Annotated in this window: 13 protein-coding genes and 1 pseudogene; 13 read left to right on the top strand and 1 reads right to left on the bottom strand. The window is 69.5% G+C overall.

Going from position 1 to position 16,442, the window contains the following annotated elements; translation table 11 throughout:
- Nucleotides 1–102 precede the first annotated feature (102 nt).
- The 13 genes and pseudogenes from ABH933_RS10515 to trpB all read left to right on the top strand — a co-directional run bounded on the left by ABH933_RS10515 (nt 103) and on the right by trpB (nt 15,629).
- Nucleotides 103–1,317 carry a M20 metallopeptidase family protein gene (locus ABH933_RS10515; protein ID WP_429416491.1) on the top strand — a complete coding sequence of 405 codons (1,215 nt, stop codon included), beginning with the start codon at nt 103–105 and terminating at the stop codon, nt 1,315–1,317.
- Nucleotides 1,304–1,576, top strand: a complete 273-nt coding sequence (locus ABH933_RS10510; RefSeq protein ID WP_429416488.1) for a hypothetical protein — start codon at nt 1,304–1,306, stop codon at nt 1,574–1,576. Before ABH933_RS10515 ends, ABH933_RS10510 begins: the two co-directional genes overlap by 14 nt.
- Nucleotides 1,573–3,024, top strand: coding sequence for a sodium:solute symporter family protein (locus ABH933_RS10505; protein WP_429416486.1), 1,452 nt, complete (start codon nt 1,573–1,575; stop codon nt 3,022–3,024). The genes ABH933_RS10510 and ABH933_RS10505 overlap by 4 nt, the downstream gene beginning before the upstream one ends.
- Before the next feature lie 333 nt (nt 3,025–3,357).
- Nucleotides 3,358–5,610, top strand: coding sequence for a SulP family inorganic anion transporter (locus ABH933_RS10500; protein WP_429416483.1), 2,253 nt, complete (start codon nt 3,358–3,360; stop codon nt 5,608–5,610).
- 277 nt (nt 5,611–5,887) lie between these two features.
- The gene (locus ABH933_RS10495) at nt 5,888–6,214 is read left to right on the top strand and encodes an antibiotic biosynthesis monooxygenase family protein (RefSeq protein WP_429416480.1); all 327 of its coding nucleotides are present in this window, start codon (nt 5,888–5,890) and stop codon (nt 6,212–6,214) included.
- A gap of 283 nt (nt 6,215–6,497) precedes the next feature.
- Complete coding sequence (locus ABH933_RS10490; RefSeq protein WP_429416477.1) at nt 6,498–7,145, top strand: (2Fe-2S)-binding protein; 648 nt, start codon at nt 6,498–6,500, stop codon at nt 7,143–7,145.
- Between the two features lie 141 nt (nt 7,146–7,286).
- On the top strand, nt 7,287–9,365 hold the full coding sequence (gene thrS / locus ABH933_RS10485; RefSeq protein WP_429416474.1) for a threonine--tRNA ligase: 2,079 nt from the start codon (nt 7,287–7,289) through the stop codon (nt 9,363–9,365).
- Nucleotides 9,362–9,958 carry an HIT family protein gene (locus ABH933_RS10480; protein ID WP_429416471.1) on the top strand — a complete coding sequence of 199 codons (597 nt, stop codon included), beginning with the start codon at nt 9,362–9,364 and terminating at the stop codon, nt 9,956–9,958. Before thrS ends, ABH933_RS10480 begins: the two co-directional genes overlap by 4 nt.
- 1 nt (nt 9,959) lies before the next feature.
- Entirely contained in the window at nt 9,960–10,685 is a 726-nt protein-coding gene (pgsA, locus tag ABH933_RS10475; protein ID WP_429416468.1) for a phosphatidylinositol phosphate synthase, read from the top strand.
- A gap of 262 nt (nt 10,686–10,947) precedes the next feature.
- Nucleotides 10,948–11,886: pseudogene (locus ABH933_RS10470) on the top strand (phosphatidylinositol mannoside acyltransferase); the annotation flags it as partial.
- 176 nt (nt 11,887–12,062) lie between these two features.
- Nucleotides 12,063–13,187, top strand: a complete 1,125-nt coding sequence (locus ABH933_RS10465; protein ID WP_429416465.1) for a glycosyltransferase family 4 protein — start codon at nt 12,063–12,065, stop codon at nt 13,185–13,187.
- Nucleotides 13,187–14,230 carry an NUDIX hydrolase gene (locus tag ABH933_RS10460; protein ID WP_429417773.1) on the top strand — a complete coding sequence of 348 codons (1,044 nt, stop codon included), beginning with the start codon at nt 13,187–13,189 and terminating at the stop codon, nt 14,228–14,230. The genes ABH933_RS10465 and ABH933_RS10460 overlap by 1 nt, the downstream gene beginning before the upstream one ends.
- 127 nt (nt 14,231–14,357) lie before the next feature.
- Nucleotides 14,358–15,629: a tryptophan synthase subunit beta gene (gene trpB / locus ABH933_RS10455; protein WP_429416461.1), complete on the top strand. Its 1,272-nt coding sequence runs from the start codon at nt 14,358–14,360 to the stop codon at nt 15,627–15,629.
- Between the two features lie 62 nt (nt 15,630–15,691).
- Here trpB and ABH933_RS10450 read toward each other — a convergent pair whose 3' ends face one another.
- The gene (locus ABH933_RS10450) at nt 15,692–16,120 is read right to left on the bottom strand and encodes an OsmC family protein (protein ID WP_429416458.1); all 429 of its coding nucleotides are present in this window, start codon (nt 16,118–16,120) and stop codon (nt 15,692–15,694) included.
- Nucleotides 16,121–16,442: the final 322 nt, after the last annotated feature.

The raw sequence follows: 16,442 nt of genomic DNA, 5'->3' as shown, positions 1-16,442 counted from the left end.
CTGGGTTGCGAGATTCGCGATTTCCTTGTGCGAGCCAACGGCGGGGAGAAAGATCGCAACTCCCCGGATATCGTTTGCCGGGGTCTGTTTCAGGAGGCCGCGATGGCGCTGCATGAGGATGCTTCCTCGCTCACCTCCGATCTTGTTTCGCTCCGGCATGATCTGCATCGGCGGCCCGAGATCGGACTCACCCTTCCACACACGCAGGAACGGGTGCTGGCCGCACTCGACCCCCTGCCGCTCGAGATCAGCACCGGCGCGTCGCTGACCTCGGTGACCGCGGTGCTGCGCGGCGCCCGGCCCGGCGGTCCGGCGGTGCTGCTGCGCGGCGATATGGACGCGCTGCCGGTCACCGAGCGCACCGGGGTGTCCTATGCCTCCGAGACCGGCGACACCATGCACGCCTGCGGCCACGACCTGCACGTCGCGATGCTGGTCGGCGCGGCGCAGCTGCTCGCCGATCGGCGCGAAAGCCTCTCCGGGGACGTGGTTTTCATGTTCCAGCCCGGCGAGGAGGGCTGGGACGGCGCCGGCAAGATGGTCGCCGAGGGGGTGCTCGATGCCGCCGGGCAGCGGGTGGTGGCCGCCTACGGGCTGCACGTGTCCGCGGCGTCGGTGCCGCGCGGGGTCTTCGCCTCCCGCAGCGGACCGATGCTGGCGGCCTCGGACCGGTTGATCGTCACCGTGCGCGGCGCGGGCGGGCACGGCTCGGCCCCGCAGCGCGCCAAGGATCCGGTCCCGGCGATGGCCGAGATGATCACCGGCCTGCAGACATTGGTCACCCGCACGTTCGACGTCTTCGACCCGGTGGTGGTGACCGTCGGCATGCTGCACGCGGGCACCCGGCACAACATCATCCCCGACGACGCGCACTTCGAGGCGACCGTGCGCACCTTCTCCCCGGCCAATCGCGAACGGATGGCCGAGGTGTCGACGCGGTACCTGCGGTCGGTCGCCGCCGCACACGGCTTGGACGTCGATGTGGAATACCGCATCGAGTACCCGGTGACCGCGACCGACGCGGCCGAGACCGATTTCCTGGCCGACACCGTCGCGGAGGTCTTCGGCCCGGACCGCTTCGCGCGCATGGCGAATCCGCTTACCGGCGCCGAGGACTTCTCCCGGGTCCTGAACCAGGTCCCCGGCAGCTTCGCCATGCTCGGCGCCGTGCCGCCGGGCATCGATCCGGCCATCGCCGCCTACAACCATTCCCCGCAGGCCATATTCGACGACTCGGTGCTGCCGGACGGGGCGGCGCTGCTGGCGGAGTTGGCGATTCGCCGTCTCGATCAGGAGGTGGCCGATGTCCGCCCGTGAGTGGTCCACGCGTGATCTGTACCTGCTCGGCCCGGTATTGCCCGCCGCGGCACTGGTTCTCACGCCGTGGCTGCCGTTCGTGAACGGCCCGCACCTGTGGTTCGGGCTGCCGTCGATGGTGGTGTGGCCGATGATCTGGCTGCTGCTCCTGGTGCCCGCGCTGGCGGGGATCGAGTGGGGGCGCACGCGATATCTGGAAGATGCCGAGGCGCTGGCGAATTCGGCTGCCGGTTCGGTGGAAGGCGGTGAGCCGCAATGAGTGTGACGCTCACCCTCACAATCCTGGGCATGATCGTCATCGCGGCCGTCGGCCTCCTGGGCCGCCGTCGCCCGGCCGTGGATCTTGCCGAATGGTCGGTCGCCGGACGGAGTTTCGGCTCGGTCACGATGTGGTTCCTGCAGGCGGGGGAGGTGTTCACCACCTTCACCTTCCTGGGCATGGCCGGGCTGGCGTTCAGCGGCGGCGCGGCCGCGAGCTATTCGCTGCCGTACATTCCGCTGGCCTGCGTGATCTGGTACTTCGTGGGGCCCCGAGTCTGGAATCTGGGGCGGCAGCACGGGTACCTCACCCAGGCCGACTACTACGAGGAGCGCTACGGCAGCCGGGCTTTGGGCGTGGTGATCGCGGTGTGCGCCGTGGTATTCATGCTGCCCTACCTGCAACTGCAGATCACCGGGCTCGGGCTGATCATCAAGCTGGTCACGCACGATTCCACCTCCAGCACCTGGGGCGAGATCATCGGCACGGTGCTGACCGCGGCGTTCGTGCTGTGGGCGGGGATCCGCGGCACGGCGGCCACCTCGTATCTGAAGGATGCGCTGATGCTGCTGGCGGTGGCGATCGTCGTGGTCGCCGTGCCGATCCACTTCACCGGCGGGATCGGGCACGCGTTCCACACGATTCAGCAGGTACACCCGAGCATGCTGACCGTGCATTCGGGCCCGAATGACAAGGTGTGGTGGACCACCAGCATGCTGGCCAGCATGCTGGGCGCGGGATTCTTCACCTTCCCGCACACCTGGCCCGCCGTGCTCTCGGCCGGTAGTGCGCGCGGACTGCGCCGCAACTGGGTGGTGCTGCCGCTGTATCAGATCACGCTGCTGTTCCCGATCATCGTCGGCTTCATCGGCATCGTGGCCTTGCCCAAGAAGACCTCGGCCAATGGGGTGCTGCTCACCCTGACCAATGGGGCGCTGCCGAGTTGGGTGGTCGGCCTGATCGCGGTCGGTGGCGCGGCGGCGGCGATGGTGCCCGCCGCGGTCATGGTGCTGGGCATGTCCACGATGGTGGCGCGCAACGTCGTGCGCAGCTCGGTGCCGCGCGTGCAGTTCTACACCAATCACGGTGTGGTCCTGGTGATTCTGGGGCTCGCGCTGGTGCTGGACCTGACCCGGCCCAACGCGCTGGCGAATCTGCTGCTGCTCACCTACAGCGGGCTGGTGCAGTTCGTGCCCGGGTTCATCGCCGGGCTGCGCGATCGTCCGCTGGTCGGCCGGTACGCGGTGCTGTGGGGCATCGTGGCGGGCGAGGCGTTCGTCATCTGGGTGACGTTCTGGAAGATCGGCCTGGCGAACGTGAACGCCGGGATCGTGGCGCTCGGTGTGAATCTGGTGGTCATCGCGCTGGTCGAGGCCGTGCTGCGGCTGCGCAACCGTGCCGCGACGCAGAGCCCGAGCGAGCGGGCGGGAGAGCCGTCCGTGGTGTGATCCGGCGATAGGCGGCGATGCGACGCCCCGGGCTTTCGGCCCGGGGCGTCGTTCGGTCCGGCCCAAGCTCTCGGCCGCGTTTCGCGAGCGATCGGGGCGGACCGAGGGTGGTCCAGGTCACAATTCGGTACCGAGGGTCGCGAGTTTCGGACAATTGCTTTTCAAATTCTTTGCTGACTCTTTACGATTGGCGCGGCCCCATTTCTCGCGGGGTTCGCACGAGGCCGCCTGCGACACCACGGTGCCCGGGCCGCAACTGCTCTGCCTTCGATGCCAGTAGATGTTCTCGACCCGATGAACCGACCGGATGCACCGGATCGGCGAAGGAGATCAATGTCCACCGACACCGATTCGGCTCGCCGAACGTCGACTCCAGGCCCCTGGGCCCTGCCTCGCCAGGCCGGAATGCTCCGGTACGACCTGCCCGCGTCGATCGTGGTATTCCTTGTCGCCCTGCCCCTTTCGATCGGAATCGCCGTCGCCACCGGGGCGCCCGTCGCCGCGGGGCTGCTGGCGGCGGTGATCGGCGGCGTCGTCGCCGGGGCGGCCGGCGGTCCCGCGCTGCAGGTCAGCGGCCCGACGGCGAGCCTCACCATCGTCGTCGCGGAGAGTATTCACCAATTCGGCTGGGCGGTAACCTGTTTCATTACCGCGGGGGCGGGTGCGCTGCAGATCCTGTTCGGGCTCAGCCGCTTGGCGCGTGGTGCGCTGGCGATCGCGCCCGTCGTGGTGCACGCGATGCTCGCCGGCATCGGCGTCCTGATCGCACTGCAGCAGATGCATGTGCTGCTGGGCGGGCAGGCGCTGAGCTCGCCGTGGGACAGCATCGTCCAGTTGCCGCACCAGGTGCGGCAGCTGCACGGCGGTGACGCGTTCGTCGGCGTGCTGGTGATCGTCATCATGCTGGGGTGGCGGTACCTGCCGCCCGCGGTGCGGCGGATTCCCGCGCCGCTGGTGGCCGTCGCTGCGGCAACCCTTGCCGCGCTGGTGGTTCCGACCAGTGTGGCCCGAATCTCGATGCGCGGGCCGCTGTTCGACGACATGCGGCTGCCCGCGCTGCCGACCGGCGGCTGGGGTGCGGTGACGCTGACCATGATCACGGTCGCGCTGATCGCCAGCGTCGAGACGCTGCTGTCCGCGGCCGCGGTGACCAGGCTGCGTCCGGGGCAGCGCTGCGATCCGGATCGCGAACTGGTCGGCCAGGGCATCGGCAACATGGTTTCCGGGCTGGTGGGCGGGCTGCCGATCGCCGCGGTGATCGTGCGCAGCATCACCAATGTCGAGGCGGGCGCGCGGACTCGGGTCTCGTCGATGCTCAGCGGCGTGTGGGTGCTGGTGTTCGCGGTGGCGATGGTCGATGTGGTGCACCGGATTCCGCGGGCGGCACTGGCCGGGCTGCTGATCGTGATCGGCATCGGCCTGGTGCGGCTCGCGCACATCCGGCTGGCCCGGCGCAGCGGCGACCTGCTCGTCTACGGGGTGACCGTGCTGGTGGTGGTGTTCGGAAATCTGTTGCTGGGCATGGCGATCGGGCTGGTCCTGGCGGTCGGGCTGCTGCTGTGGCGGGTGGCGCGGGCCGACGTCACCGCTGAGCCGGTCGCGGACGGGCGCTGGCTGGTCACTGTCGAGGGCGCCTGCACCTTCCTGGCACTGCCCCGGCTGACCGGCGCGCTGGCCCGAGTGCCCGCGGGCGCGGCGGTGACCGTGGAGATGACGGTCGACTTCCTCGACCACGCCGCGGCCGATGCGCTGCGGGACTGGGCGGAGACCCACGAAGGCACCGGCGGCGTCATGGAATTCGTGGAAATGGGCGCGGCCCGCATCGCCGACCTGGCGATCGGTCCGCCCAGTCGGGGCCGGGCGCGCCGCGTGATCGACGAGGCGCTGGGCCCGTGGCGGCGCACCCCGCAGGTCGATCCGATCACCGCCGGCATCACCGAGTATCACCGCGGCCACGCCCACGCGCTGCGCAGCCACCTGGATCCGTTGCGCCACAGCCAGAATCCCGATTCACTGTTCCTGACGTGCTCCGATTCGCGCCTGGTACCCAACGTCTTCACCGGCAGCGGTCCCGGGGATCTGTTCACCGTCCGCAATATCGGCAATCTGGTGCCCGCCGACGGGCGCGACAGCTCGGTCGAGGCCGCGATCGTCTACGCCCTGGATCGACTGAACGTGCGCTCTGTCGTGGTGTGCGGGCATTCCGGTTGCGGCGCAATGGATGCGCTGTACCACAACCTGACCGCCGGATCGGGCCTGGACGACTGGCTCGCACACGGGCGGGCGAGCCTGGACAGCTTCCGGCGCGGGCATCCGGTGGCCGCCGCCGCGGCCGCCGCGGGCTTCGGGGAGATCGACCAGCTGGGCATGGTGAATGTCGCGGTGCAGCTGGACATCCTGGCCGGGCACCCCGTGGTATCCCGCGGCATCCGCGAGCGCGCGGTGGTGCTCTCGGGCCTGTTCTTCGACATCCCCACCGCCCGCGTCATCGAGATCACCGCCGACGGCATCGCCGAATTCGGTAAGGCCGCACCGAATGTCACCACCGCGGCACCAGGAGAGCCGGTCACGGTACTGCCGGTATGAAGGGGACCCCGGCCGTGAGCGACGGCCGGGCGGCGGCAGACCGGGCAACGCCCCGGGGTTGAGCGCCCGGGGCGTTGTTGTATCGTGGTGGTGTCGAAAAGGACCTGGGCCGGCATCGGTAAGCCCGCCCCCTCCCCATGAGGTCCGTGTCGCCACCGCCGGTGGCGAACCCGCGACAAGCACTCGGCGAGACCGCCGGGGCTTGGCGCGCATACCGTTTCGGTGGTCCGGTCGATCCTCGGTTGTCCTCGCCTTCCACGGAGTTGAGGAGAAGATCATGCCAGTCATTCGAATAGGCGACGCACTGACGACGCAGATCAACGTATTCACCGTCGAACCCGGCCGGGACCAACAGCTCATCGAGCACCTCGCCCGGGCTGCCCGCATCGCGCGCGAGGTGCCCGGCTGGGTGTCGGCCAGCCTGCACCGCAGCCTGGACGGCACCCGCGTGGTCAACTACGCGCAGAGCGAGAACCTCGCCGCGGCGGAGGCCGTGATCGAGCATCTCACCGAGCAGGGGCTCATCCGCGGCAACCGGGCCTTCGGGCAGGCGAATCCGGGTCTGTACGAGGTGGTCTTCACCCTGGACCGGGCTACTCTGTAGCGGAGTTGGGCACGGATTCGGTTCGGTGACAACCGGATTCGTGCCCTTCGCCCGTCGCTCGAACGTGGTCGCCGGCGCGCCCCGGGCGAGCGGGCGCTACCGTGATCGGGACGGGCGAGCCTGCGGGCCCGGGAGTGCGGCGGGGCCTAGGCTTGGCAGGCCCGAGCGCCGCGGGGCCTGCGGCCGCGACGCGGTCCGGTCGGACCCGTATCGACCCGGCACCTCAGGCGTGCCAGTCTGGGGTAAGAGCGCATTCGGTGGATCGAATCGGAGGGAGATGGCGGTGGCATCGGCGGTGTCGGCACAGGTGATCGTTCCGGGCGTGGCGCTCACGCGGCCCGAGTGGCTGGCCGAGCGGATCGCCGATATGGGGATCTCGTGGGGCACGGGCGACTCGCGCGTCTCCGGGACCCTGTGGTGGTGCATGGCCGCATCGTCGCTGGTCGACCCCGTCGCTACCGCCTATGCCGGGGGGCGGCCCGCGGCGGCCCCGGTGCTCGAGGAGCTGCGGTGCGAAGTTCGCCCGGACGGCGGGATCGAGCGGGTCGTCCGCGGGACGGCCGCTGCTGGTCACGTGGAGGCCGACGCGGAGGTGGGTCCGGCGCTGCGCCGCACCCTCGACCGCGTCATCCCCGTCGTCGCGGAGGTGTCCGGCGCGGGCGCGCCCTCGCTCTGGGCGATCGTCGCCGACGCCATCGGCAACCGCGCCCTCGACGCCGGGGATGCCGAGGCCGGCGCCCGCCTCGCACGTGAGGTGGCAGGTCGGTTGCCGGTGCCGCGGTTCATCGATGTCTCCGGACGCGCCTTCGTGCGGCGCACATCCTGCTGCCTGGTGTTCGAGGTGCCCGGCTGCCAGATGTGCACCAGCTGCCCCAAACGCCCCGCCGCCGAGCGTCACGACCTGCTGACCGAGCTGGCGACGGGGAGCTGAACGGGCGCCGACCACCGATTGAACGGCGGGGCCCGGACGTTCGGTCCAGGCCGGCTTGATGGTTCCCTCGCTGCGCTCGGTCACATGCTCCCGATAGCATGGTCGCGCCGGGCATCACAGACGTCCGGTTCGAGTACAACAATGCCTAAGGAGAGCGCAGCCGTGACCATCTCAGCCCGCATAACCCCAGCCGCCCTCATCCGGGTGCCGGCCGGGACGACGGCGGGCTCCGCGGTGCGCGAGGCGGACCTGCCGACGAAGGGCCCCGACACCGTCGTCGTCGTGCGCGACGCCGAGGGCAACCTCAGGGATCTGTCCTGGGCCCCGGAGCAGGACGCCGAGGTCGAGCCCGTCGCGGCGAACACCGAGGCCGGGCGCAGCGTGATCCGCCACTCGGCCGCGCACGTGCTGGCCCAGGCCGTGCAGCAGGAGTTCCCCGAAGCCAAGCTCGGCATCGGCCCGCCGATCAAGGACGGCTTCTACTACGACTTCCGGGTCGATCGCCCGTTCACCCCCGAGGATCTGGCCAAGCTGGAATCGCGGATGAAGAAGATCGTCAAGGGCGCACAGCGGTTTTCGCGCCGGGTGGTCGAGGTCGAGGAGGCCCGAGTCGAGCTGGCCAAGGAGCCGTTCAAGCTCGAGCTGATCTCCGACAAGTCCGGCATCGACGATCCGGAGGTCATGGAGGTCGGCGGCAAAGAGCTGACCATCTACGACAATCTCGATCCGCGCTCGGGCGAGAAGGTCTGGGGCGATCTGTGCCGCGGGCCGCACATCCCGACCACGAAGTTCATCCCGGCGTTCAAGCTGACCCGCAGCTCGGCGGCGTACTGGCGCGGCGACCAGAGCCGGGAGGACCTGCAGCGCGTCTACGGCACCGCCTGGGAGTCGCAGGAGGCGCTGGACGAGTACCTGGCCCTGCTGGCCGAGGCCGAGAAGCGCGATCATCGCAAGCTCGGGCTGGAGCTGGATCTGTTCTCCTTCCCGGACGAGCTGGGCTCGGGCCTGCCGGTGTTCCACCCCAAGGGCGGCATCGTCCGCAAGGAGCTCGAGGAGTACTCGCGCCAGCGGCACATCGACGCGGGCTACGAATTCGTCAACACCCCGCACATCACCAAGGGGCACCTGTTCGAGGTCTCGGGCCACCTGGACTGGTATCGCGAGGGCATGTTCCCCGCGATGCACCTGGACGCGGAGTACAACGAGGACGGCACGGTCCGCAAGCCCGGCCAGGACTACTACGTCAAGCCGATGAACTGCCCGATGCACAACCTGATCTTCCGCGCCCGCGGGCGGTCCTACCGCGAGCTGCCGCTGCGGTTGTTCGAATTCGGGTCGGTCTACCGGTACGAGAAGTCCGGCGTCGTGCACGGCCTGACCCGGGTGCGCGGCATGACCCAGGACGACGCGCACATCTACTGCACCAAGGAGCAGATGCACGCGGAGCTCACCTCCACGCTGCAGTTCGTGCTGTCGCTGCTGAAGGACTACGGCCTCGACGATTTCTACCTGGAGCTCTCGACCAAGGATCCGAACAAGTTCGTCGGCTCCGACGAGATCTGGGAGGAGGCCACCGAAACCCTCGAGAAGGTCGCCGGGGCCTCCGGGCTCGAGCTGGTGCCCGATCCGGGCGGCGCCGCCTTCTACGGGCCGAAGATCTCGGTGCAGGCCAAGGACGCGCTGGGGCGCACCTGGCAGATGTCGACCATCCAGCTCGATTTCAACCTGCCCGAGCGGTTCAACCTGGAGTACACCTCCTCCGACGGCACCAAGCAGCGTCCGGTGATGATTCACCGCGCCCTGTTCGGTTCCATCGAGCGGTTCTTCGGCGTGCTGACCGAGCACTACGCGGGCGCCTTCCCGGCCTGGCTCTCGCCGATGCAGGTCGTCGGCATCCCGGTCGCGGAAGCCTTTGTCCCGCACCTGGATCGGGTGATCGAGCTGCTGCACGACGCGGGCGTGCGCGCCCAGGTCGACCGCAGCGACGACCGGATGCAGAAGAAGATCTTCAACAACACCGCACAGAAGGTGCCGTTCATGCTGCTGGCCGGTGAGCGCGACGTCGCCGCGGGCGCGGTGAGCTTCCGCTTCCGCGACGGCACCCAGGTCAACGGGGTGCCCGTCGCCGATGCGGTCGCGACCGTCGTCGACTGGATCGGCCGCCGCGAGAACGCCTCACCGACCGCGGAGGGATTCTCGATCGTGAGCGGTGGGGAATGACAGTGTCGCAGGAGAATTCGGTGTCACCGGCGGGCTCGGGCGAGATCCGCGACGCCGGGGCCGGGGATCCCGACCGGCTGCAGCGGCTGTGGACGCCGTACCGGATGTCGTACATCACCGGGGCGGTGGGCGAGCGCGAGGACCGCGACGGCGGTGAGCGCACGGCGTCCGGGCATCCGTTCATCGAGATCCCGAAGATGTCCGATGAGGACGGCCTGGTCATCGCCCGCGGCGAGTGGGTGTACGCGGTGCTGAACCTGTACCCGTACAACCCGGGGCACATGATGGTGGTGCCGTACCGGCGGGTGGCGAACCTCGAGGATCTCACGGTCGAGGAGAGCACCGAACTGATGGCGTTCACCCAGCGCGCGATCCGGGTGATGAAGAAGGTGTCGCGGCCCGAGGGCTTCAATGTCGGGCTGAATCTCGGTGGCGTGGCGGGCGGTTCGCTCGCCGACCACCTGCACCAGCACATCGTGCCGCGCTGGGGCGGTGACGCGAATTTCATCACCGTCGTGGGCGGGGTGAAGGTTATGCCGCAGCTGCTACGGGAGACTCGCGCCCTACTGGCCGGAGCATGGGAGGAAGCTTAGCGTGCTCAGTTTCTTCGGTCGTGAGACATTCGCCAAAGCGACTGCGCCCCTGGGTAAAGCGCTGGTGAGTACCGGGCTCACGCCCGATGCGATGACGCTGATCGGCACCGCGGCCTCGATCGCGGCCGCGGTGACGCTCTTCCCGTCCGATCACCTGTTCTGGGGCACGATCGTGATCTGGCTGTTCGTCATGTTCGACATGCTCGACGGCGCGATGGCCCGCGCGCGCGGCGGCGGCACGAAATACGGTGCGGTGCTGGACGCCTCGTGCGACCGGGTGGCCGACGGGGCGATCTTCGGCGCGCTGGCGTGGTGGTCGGTGTACCACGAACACTCCAAGCACCTGTTCGCGGCGACGCTCGTGGTGCTGGTGACCTCGCAGGTCATCTCGTACGTGAAGGCACGCGCCGAGGCCAGCGGCCTGAGCGCCGACGGCGGCCTCATCGAGCGGCCCGATCGTCTGGTCATCGTGCTCGTGGGCGCGGGACTCACCGGTATCGGCGAATACTGGGGTATCGGCTGGCTGGTCTATGCGGTGTATGTCGCGATGTACATCCTGGCCGTGCTCAGTATCGTCACCGTCTTCCAGCGCGTGCTCGCGGTGCGCAATTCGGCGGGTGCGCGGGATGTGCTGCCGCCCAAGCCCGGCGCGAACTCGTCGCACAAGCCGGCCGAGGCGCAGCAGGACAACACCGAGCCCGGCACGGCGACGTCGGGCAGCGCGTGATGTCCTCACCGCTGTCATCCCCGCACGCCATTATCGTGTCGTTCGCGCCTGCCACTATCTCGTCAGTACCGCATGTTTTCGGCGGGAAGTTCGGTAGCGCAGGATCCTGCCGAGCGCATGCAGTGACGACGCGACGGTGTGCCCGGATGACGGGGCGGTGCGCGGGGACACGGCGGTGCGCCGGGACGGCGATGTGGTGCGCCGCGATGACCACTGGGTGCGTCGGGATGACGATGCGGAATGGTGACGGAGGGGACGCGCGATGACGGATCTGAAATCGGCAGTGACGGACAAGGCGTTCGCCGCGGGGTGGCGGCTGCTGCGCGCGCTGCCGGAGCGGGGCGTGCGCAGGATGTTCGACGCCGGGGGCGACTGGGCCGGGCGGCGCGCCAATCGGGCTACCCACCGCACCGGTGAGCCGAATCAGCTGCGCCGCAACCTGGCCCGGGTGCTGGGCGTGGCGCCCGAGGCGGTGCCCGACGACCTGATCCGGGCCGGCATGCGCTCGTACGCGCGGTATTGGCGCGAGGCGTTCCGCCTGCCGACCATGGACCATGCCGAACTGGGCCGTTCGCCGCTGCTGCCGGTGGGCGGGCTCGAGCACCTGGACGCCGGACTGGCACGGGGCCGCGGTGTGCTGCTGGTGCTGCCGCATTCGGGCAACTGGGACATGGCCGGGGTGTGGCTGGTACAGAACTACGACACGTTCTCCACGGTCACCGAGCGCCTGAAGCCCGAGGCGCTGTTCAAGCGCTTCGTCGCCTACCGCGAGAGCCTCGGATTCGAGGTGTTCCCGCTCACCGGCGGCGATGAGCCACCGTTCCCGCAGCTCGCCGATCGCCTGCGGCACAACAAGATTGTGTGCCTGATGGGGGAGCGCGACCTCACGGGAAAGGGCGTTCCGGTGACCTTCTTCGGCGAGCGCACCTGGATGCCCGCCGGAGCCGCCAAGCTGGCTATCGAGACCGGCGCCGCCCTGCTGCCGGTGCACAGCTGGTTCACCGTCGACGCCACCGGCCGTGAGGCCTGGGGGCTGAGGGTCGATCCGGAAATCGACACCTTGGGCGGAGTGGCGGCCGCCACCCAGGCCCTCGCCGACCAATTCGCCGCCAATATCGCCGCGCACCCCGCGGATTGGCACATGCTGCAACCCATGTGGGAATCGGACCTGTCCCCGGCTCGCCTCGCCCGAATCGCCGCCGCGCAGGACAGGGTGTCTCGGAGCGGCACGGCGTCAGCGACTGGTGTTGCGCGGCAGGAGAGCGCGGTGCGGCCGAACGGTTCGGCGTCGGCGAATGGCGCCGCTGCGCAGGAGGACGCCGCGGCTGCGGTCGGAGCGGTCTCCCCGGACGGCGGAGTAGCACAGGACAGCGCACCATGAGAATCGGCATGGTGTGCCCGTATTCGTTCGATGTGCCGGGCGGGGTGCAGTCGCACGTCGTGGAGCTGGCGCAGGTGCTGATCGAGCGGGGGCATCGGGTGAGCGTGCTGGCCCCGGCGTCCGACGACACGCCGCTGCCGGAGTTCGTGGTCTCGGCGGGCAAGGCCGTGGCGATCCCGTACAACGGGTCGGTGGCGCGGCTGTCGTTCGGTCCCACCGCCTACTCCCGGCTGCGGCGCTGGATCGCCGAGGGCGACTTCGACGTGCTGCACATCCACGAGCCGAACGCGCCGAGCCTGTCGATGCTGGCGCTGAAGGTGGCCGAGGGGCCGATCGTGGCGACCTTCCACACCTCGACCACGAAGTCGCTGGTGCTCAGCACCTTTCAGGGGGTGCTGCGGCCGTACCACGAGAAGATCAGCGGCCGGATCGCGGTCTCGGAGCTGGCACGGCGCTGGCAGGTCGAGGCCCTGGGCGGGGACGCGGTGGAGATCCCGAACGGCGTCGACGTGCCCGCGTTCGCGCACGCGCCGCTGCTGCCGGGCTATCCGCGCCAGGGCGGAACCGTGCTGTTCCTGGGCCGCTACGACGAGCCCCGCAAGGGGATGGACGTGCTGCTCGGCGCGCTGCCGAAGCTGGTGCGCCGCCACCCCGGCGTGCAGATCCTGATCGTCGGGCGGGGCGACGAGGAGCGACTACGGCGCGAGGCCGGTGAGAACGCCTCACACCTGCGGTTTCTCGGCCAGGTCACGGACGCGGAGAAGGCCTCGGCGATGCGCAGCGCCGAGGTCTACTGCGCACCCAACCTCGGCGGGGAGAGCTTCGGCATCGTGCTGGTGGAGGCGATGGCCGCCGGAACAGCCGTCGTGGCAAGCGAATTGGATGCCTTCCGCCGGGTGCTGCGCGACGGCACGGCGGGCCGGCTGGTGCCGGTGGAGGATTCGGCCGCCCTGGCCGGTGCGCTGATCGAACTGCTCGGTGACCCGGCGGGCCGCGAGGAGCTGGTTCGCGCGGCGAATCAGGTGGTGGGCGAATACGATTGGCCGGTCGTGGCCGAACAGATTCTGCGGGTGTACGAGACGGTCACGGTCGGTGACACCCGGGTGAGGACCGCCGGATGATCTCCTTCTCCGCGACCACGATCCTGGTCCTGGCGCTCATCGTGGCGCTGCTCGTCGCCGCGGGCGTCTGGGCGTATTCCACGGCGAACCGTCTGGACCGGCTGCATGTGCGCAGTGATCAGGCTCGCTACGCCCTCGAGGCGGCGCTGTCGCGGCGGGCGGTCGTCGCGCGCACCGTGGCGATTTCGATGGCCGGTCCCGCGGCGGACGCGGCGACGGCCGAACGGTCCAGACAGCTTGTCGCCCTGGCCGATCGGGCCGAGCGCGCCGACTGGCACAGCCGCGAGACCGCGGAGAATCAGCTGGCCGCGGCGCTCTCCGCGCTGGACATCACGCAGCTGCGCCCGCAGCTGGTGGCGGAGCTGGCCGATGCGGAGGCGCGGGTGCTGATTGCGCGCCGCTTCCACAACGATGCCGTCCGTGACACCCTCGCGCTGCGTACCCGCCGCCTGGTCCAGCTCCTGCACCTGGGCGGCACGGCGCCGCTGCCAACGTATTTCGAGATCGCCGAGCGTGTCACCCCCGCCGCGACCACGGGGCTCGACGTCGACACCGTGCGTACCTCCGCGCGCGTGGTCCTGCTCGACGACCAGGACCGCGTGCTGCTGATGCGCGGCCACGACCCCAAGACCCCGGACGTTCCCTTCTGGTTCACCGTCGGCGGCGGCGTCGAACCGGGGGAGACCCTGCGCACCGCGGCGGTCCGGGAACTGTGGGAGGAGACGGGGTACGCCCTGGACTCCTCGCTGCTGCGCGGCCCGCTGTGGCGCCGTGTCGCGGTGTTCCCCTTCGACGGCGAGCTGATTCGCTCCGAGGAACTCTTCTTCGTCGCCCGCACAAAGAGTTTCATCCCGTCGGCCGCCAATCCGACCGCGTGGGAACGCCATTGCGTCACCGACAACAAGTGGTGCACCCCCGACGACATCGTCGCCCTCGACAAGCTGGGCGAGACGGTCTACCCCTACCACCTCGACCAGCTGCTCCCCGAGGCCGCCGCCGCGGCCGCGGCCCTGGCCGACCCCGAGGTCCGCTCCATCCGGTAGGCCGGATGCCGATCCCCCGGCGCCGCCGGAAGATAGCCTCTAACCGAGAATTAACCACTGATGGGGATAGTGGTCATGCCCAAGGCTCACATGGGGTGAATACTCCAGCCATCGGAGCTGCTCGGGCATGAAGGTTGTCACGTATATGGTTCTCCACCACGGTGTTGCACAAAGTTGTCGCTCCCTACCCGGGACATCTCCGAACGCGCGCGGGAGGTTCGGGCGCTACGGGGGCCGCTACGTCCCCGAGGGCCTGATGGGCGCCCTGCTCGAGCTGGAAGACACGTATCAGGATGCGATGGACAGCCCGGGGTTCCGGAACGAGTTGAACGAGCTGCTGCGGGAGCGGGTTGGGAGACCGACTCTGCTGCACTCGATTCCACGATTCACCGGGCTGCTGGGGACGCCGGGCGTGCGGGTCTGGCTCAAGCGTGAGGACATGGCGCACACGGGAGCACACAAGATCAACAACGCCCTGGGGCAGGCCCTGCTCGCCCGCCGGATGGGTAAGCGTCGCATCATCGCCGAGACCGGGGCCGGTCAGCACGGGGTGGCGGTGGCGACCGTCTGCGCGATGTTCGATATGAGCTGCGTGATCTATATGGGCGCCGACGATATGGCGCGGCAGTCCATGAATGTCCTGAGGATGAAGCTGCTCGGGGCCGAGGTGCGTCCGGTGCACAGCGGTGGTCGCAGACTCAAGGACGCGATCACCGAGTCGGTCCGCGACTGGGTGGCGCACCTGGACGACAGCCACTACCTGCTCGGCTCCGTGGCCGGACCCGCGCCGTACCCCACGATCGTGCGCGACTTCCAGACCGTGATCGGCCTCGAGGCGCGGGAACAGGTCCTGCGGTCCGAGGGCCGGCTGCCGGACTATGTGGTCGCCTGCGTCGGCGGTGGCAGCAATGCGATCGGGATGTTTCATCCGTTCGTGGACGATCCAGCGGTGCGGCTGGTCGGTGTGGAGGCCGCGGGACGCGGGATGGCGACCGGCGATCACGCCGCCACCCTGAGTGCCGGAACCCCGGGCGAGGTGGACGGCGCCTACAGCTACCTGCTGCAGGACGAGGACGGGCAGATCGCCCGGACGCACAGCATCGCCGCCGGTCTGGACTATCCGGGGGTCGGTCCCGAGCTCAGCCATCTCAAGGACACCGGACGCGCCGAGTTCCACGCGGTGACCGATGCCGTCGCGCTGCGTGGCATGCACGCGCTGTCCCGCAGCGAGGGAATCGTCGCCGGGCTGGAGTCCGCGCATGCGCTCGGGCATGTGCTCGGGATGGGCGAACGCGGCGAACTGGCTCCGGGCTCGGTGCTGCTGGTGTGCCTGTCCGGCCGCGGCGACAAGGACCTGGCGATCGCCACCGACGAGCTCTCCGCGCCCACGAACGCCTGATGGGCGGCCGCCGGCGAAGCCGTCCGAAACCGCGCATGGCCGGCGCGAATGCGGAGGTACGCCTAGCGGTCCGCCACGATCGCCCGCACCTCCGACCCGAGCTCGATCGTGCGGCTGACGGTGCACAGCTTGTCGTGCGACGTGCGCACGGCGCGGGGCAGGATGGTGCGGGCGCGGTCGCCGGCCTCGTCCTCGGGGAAGGCGACCCGGAAGCGAACCTCGAGGTCGGTCATGTGGGACCCCTGCTCGTCGCTGATCTTGTCGCCGCTGACCGCGATGGTGAACTCGGTCGGTTCGGCGTGGCGGGAGGTCGCGATGTCGACGTCGATCCCGGTGCAGCCGCCCAGGGCCGCGAGCAGCAGCTCGACCGGGGTGAAGTCGGTGTCGTCGCCGGATCCGAAAACCAGCTGGCCGCCGCGCGCATTGGTGGCGCGGTAGCGCCCGGCCGCAGTCCGCTCGATGCTTACCGATCGCAGGGTGTCGTCAGTCATCTATCCAGTGGATCACCTCCGGCGCTCAGAAGGTGAATTGGTCGCCGTCCGCGGTGGTCCGAACCACGCCGTGCGGGTCCGGCGCCGGCCCACTGGGCCAGCAGGGTGACGCCGAGCGCGGCGGGGGTGAACGAGCGTCGCATGGCTGGATGCTGTGCGCCAGCGTGGCGCGCGGGCTATAGCGGCGGGGTAGCGAGGACCGGTGGCCGGCCGGGCAGCCAGTCCAGTGCTGCCTGACTGGCTATGAAGTGGCCTGATCGGGCCGCCTAGAATCGTGTCGTTCGACAATGAACGACCGATTCATCCCATCACTCAGGAGTTA

Source organism: Nocardia sp. GP40 (assembly GCF_050434125.1).
Lineage (GTDB): Bacteria > Actinomycetota > Actinomycetes > Mycobacteriales > Mycobacteriaceae > Nocardia > Nocardia albiluteola.
The sequence above is the reverse complement of the archived record's forward strand: the minus strand, read 5'-3'. Positions and strand labels throughout refer to the sequence as shown.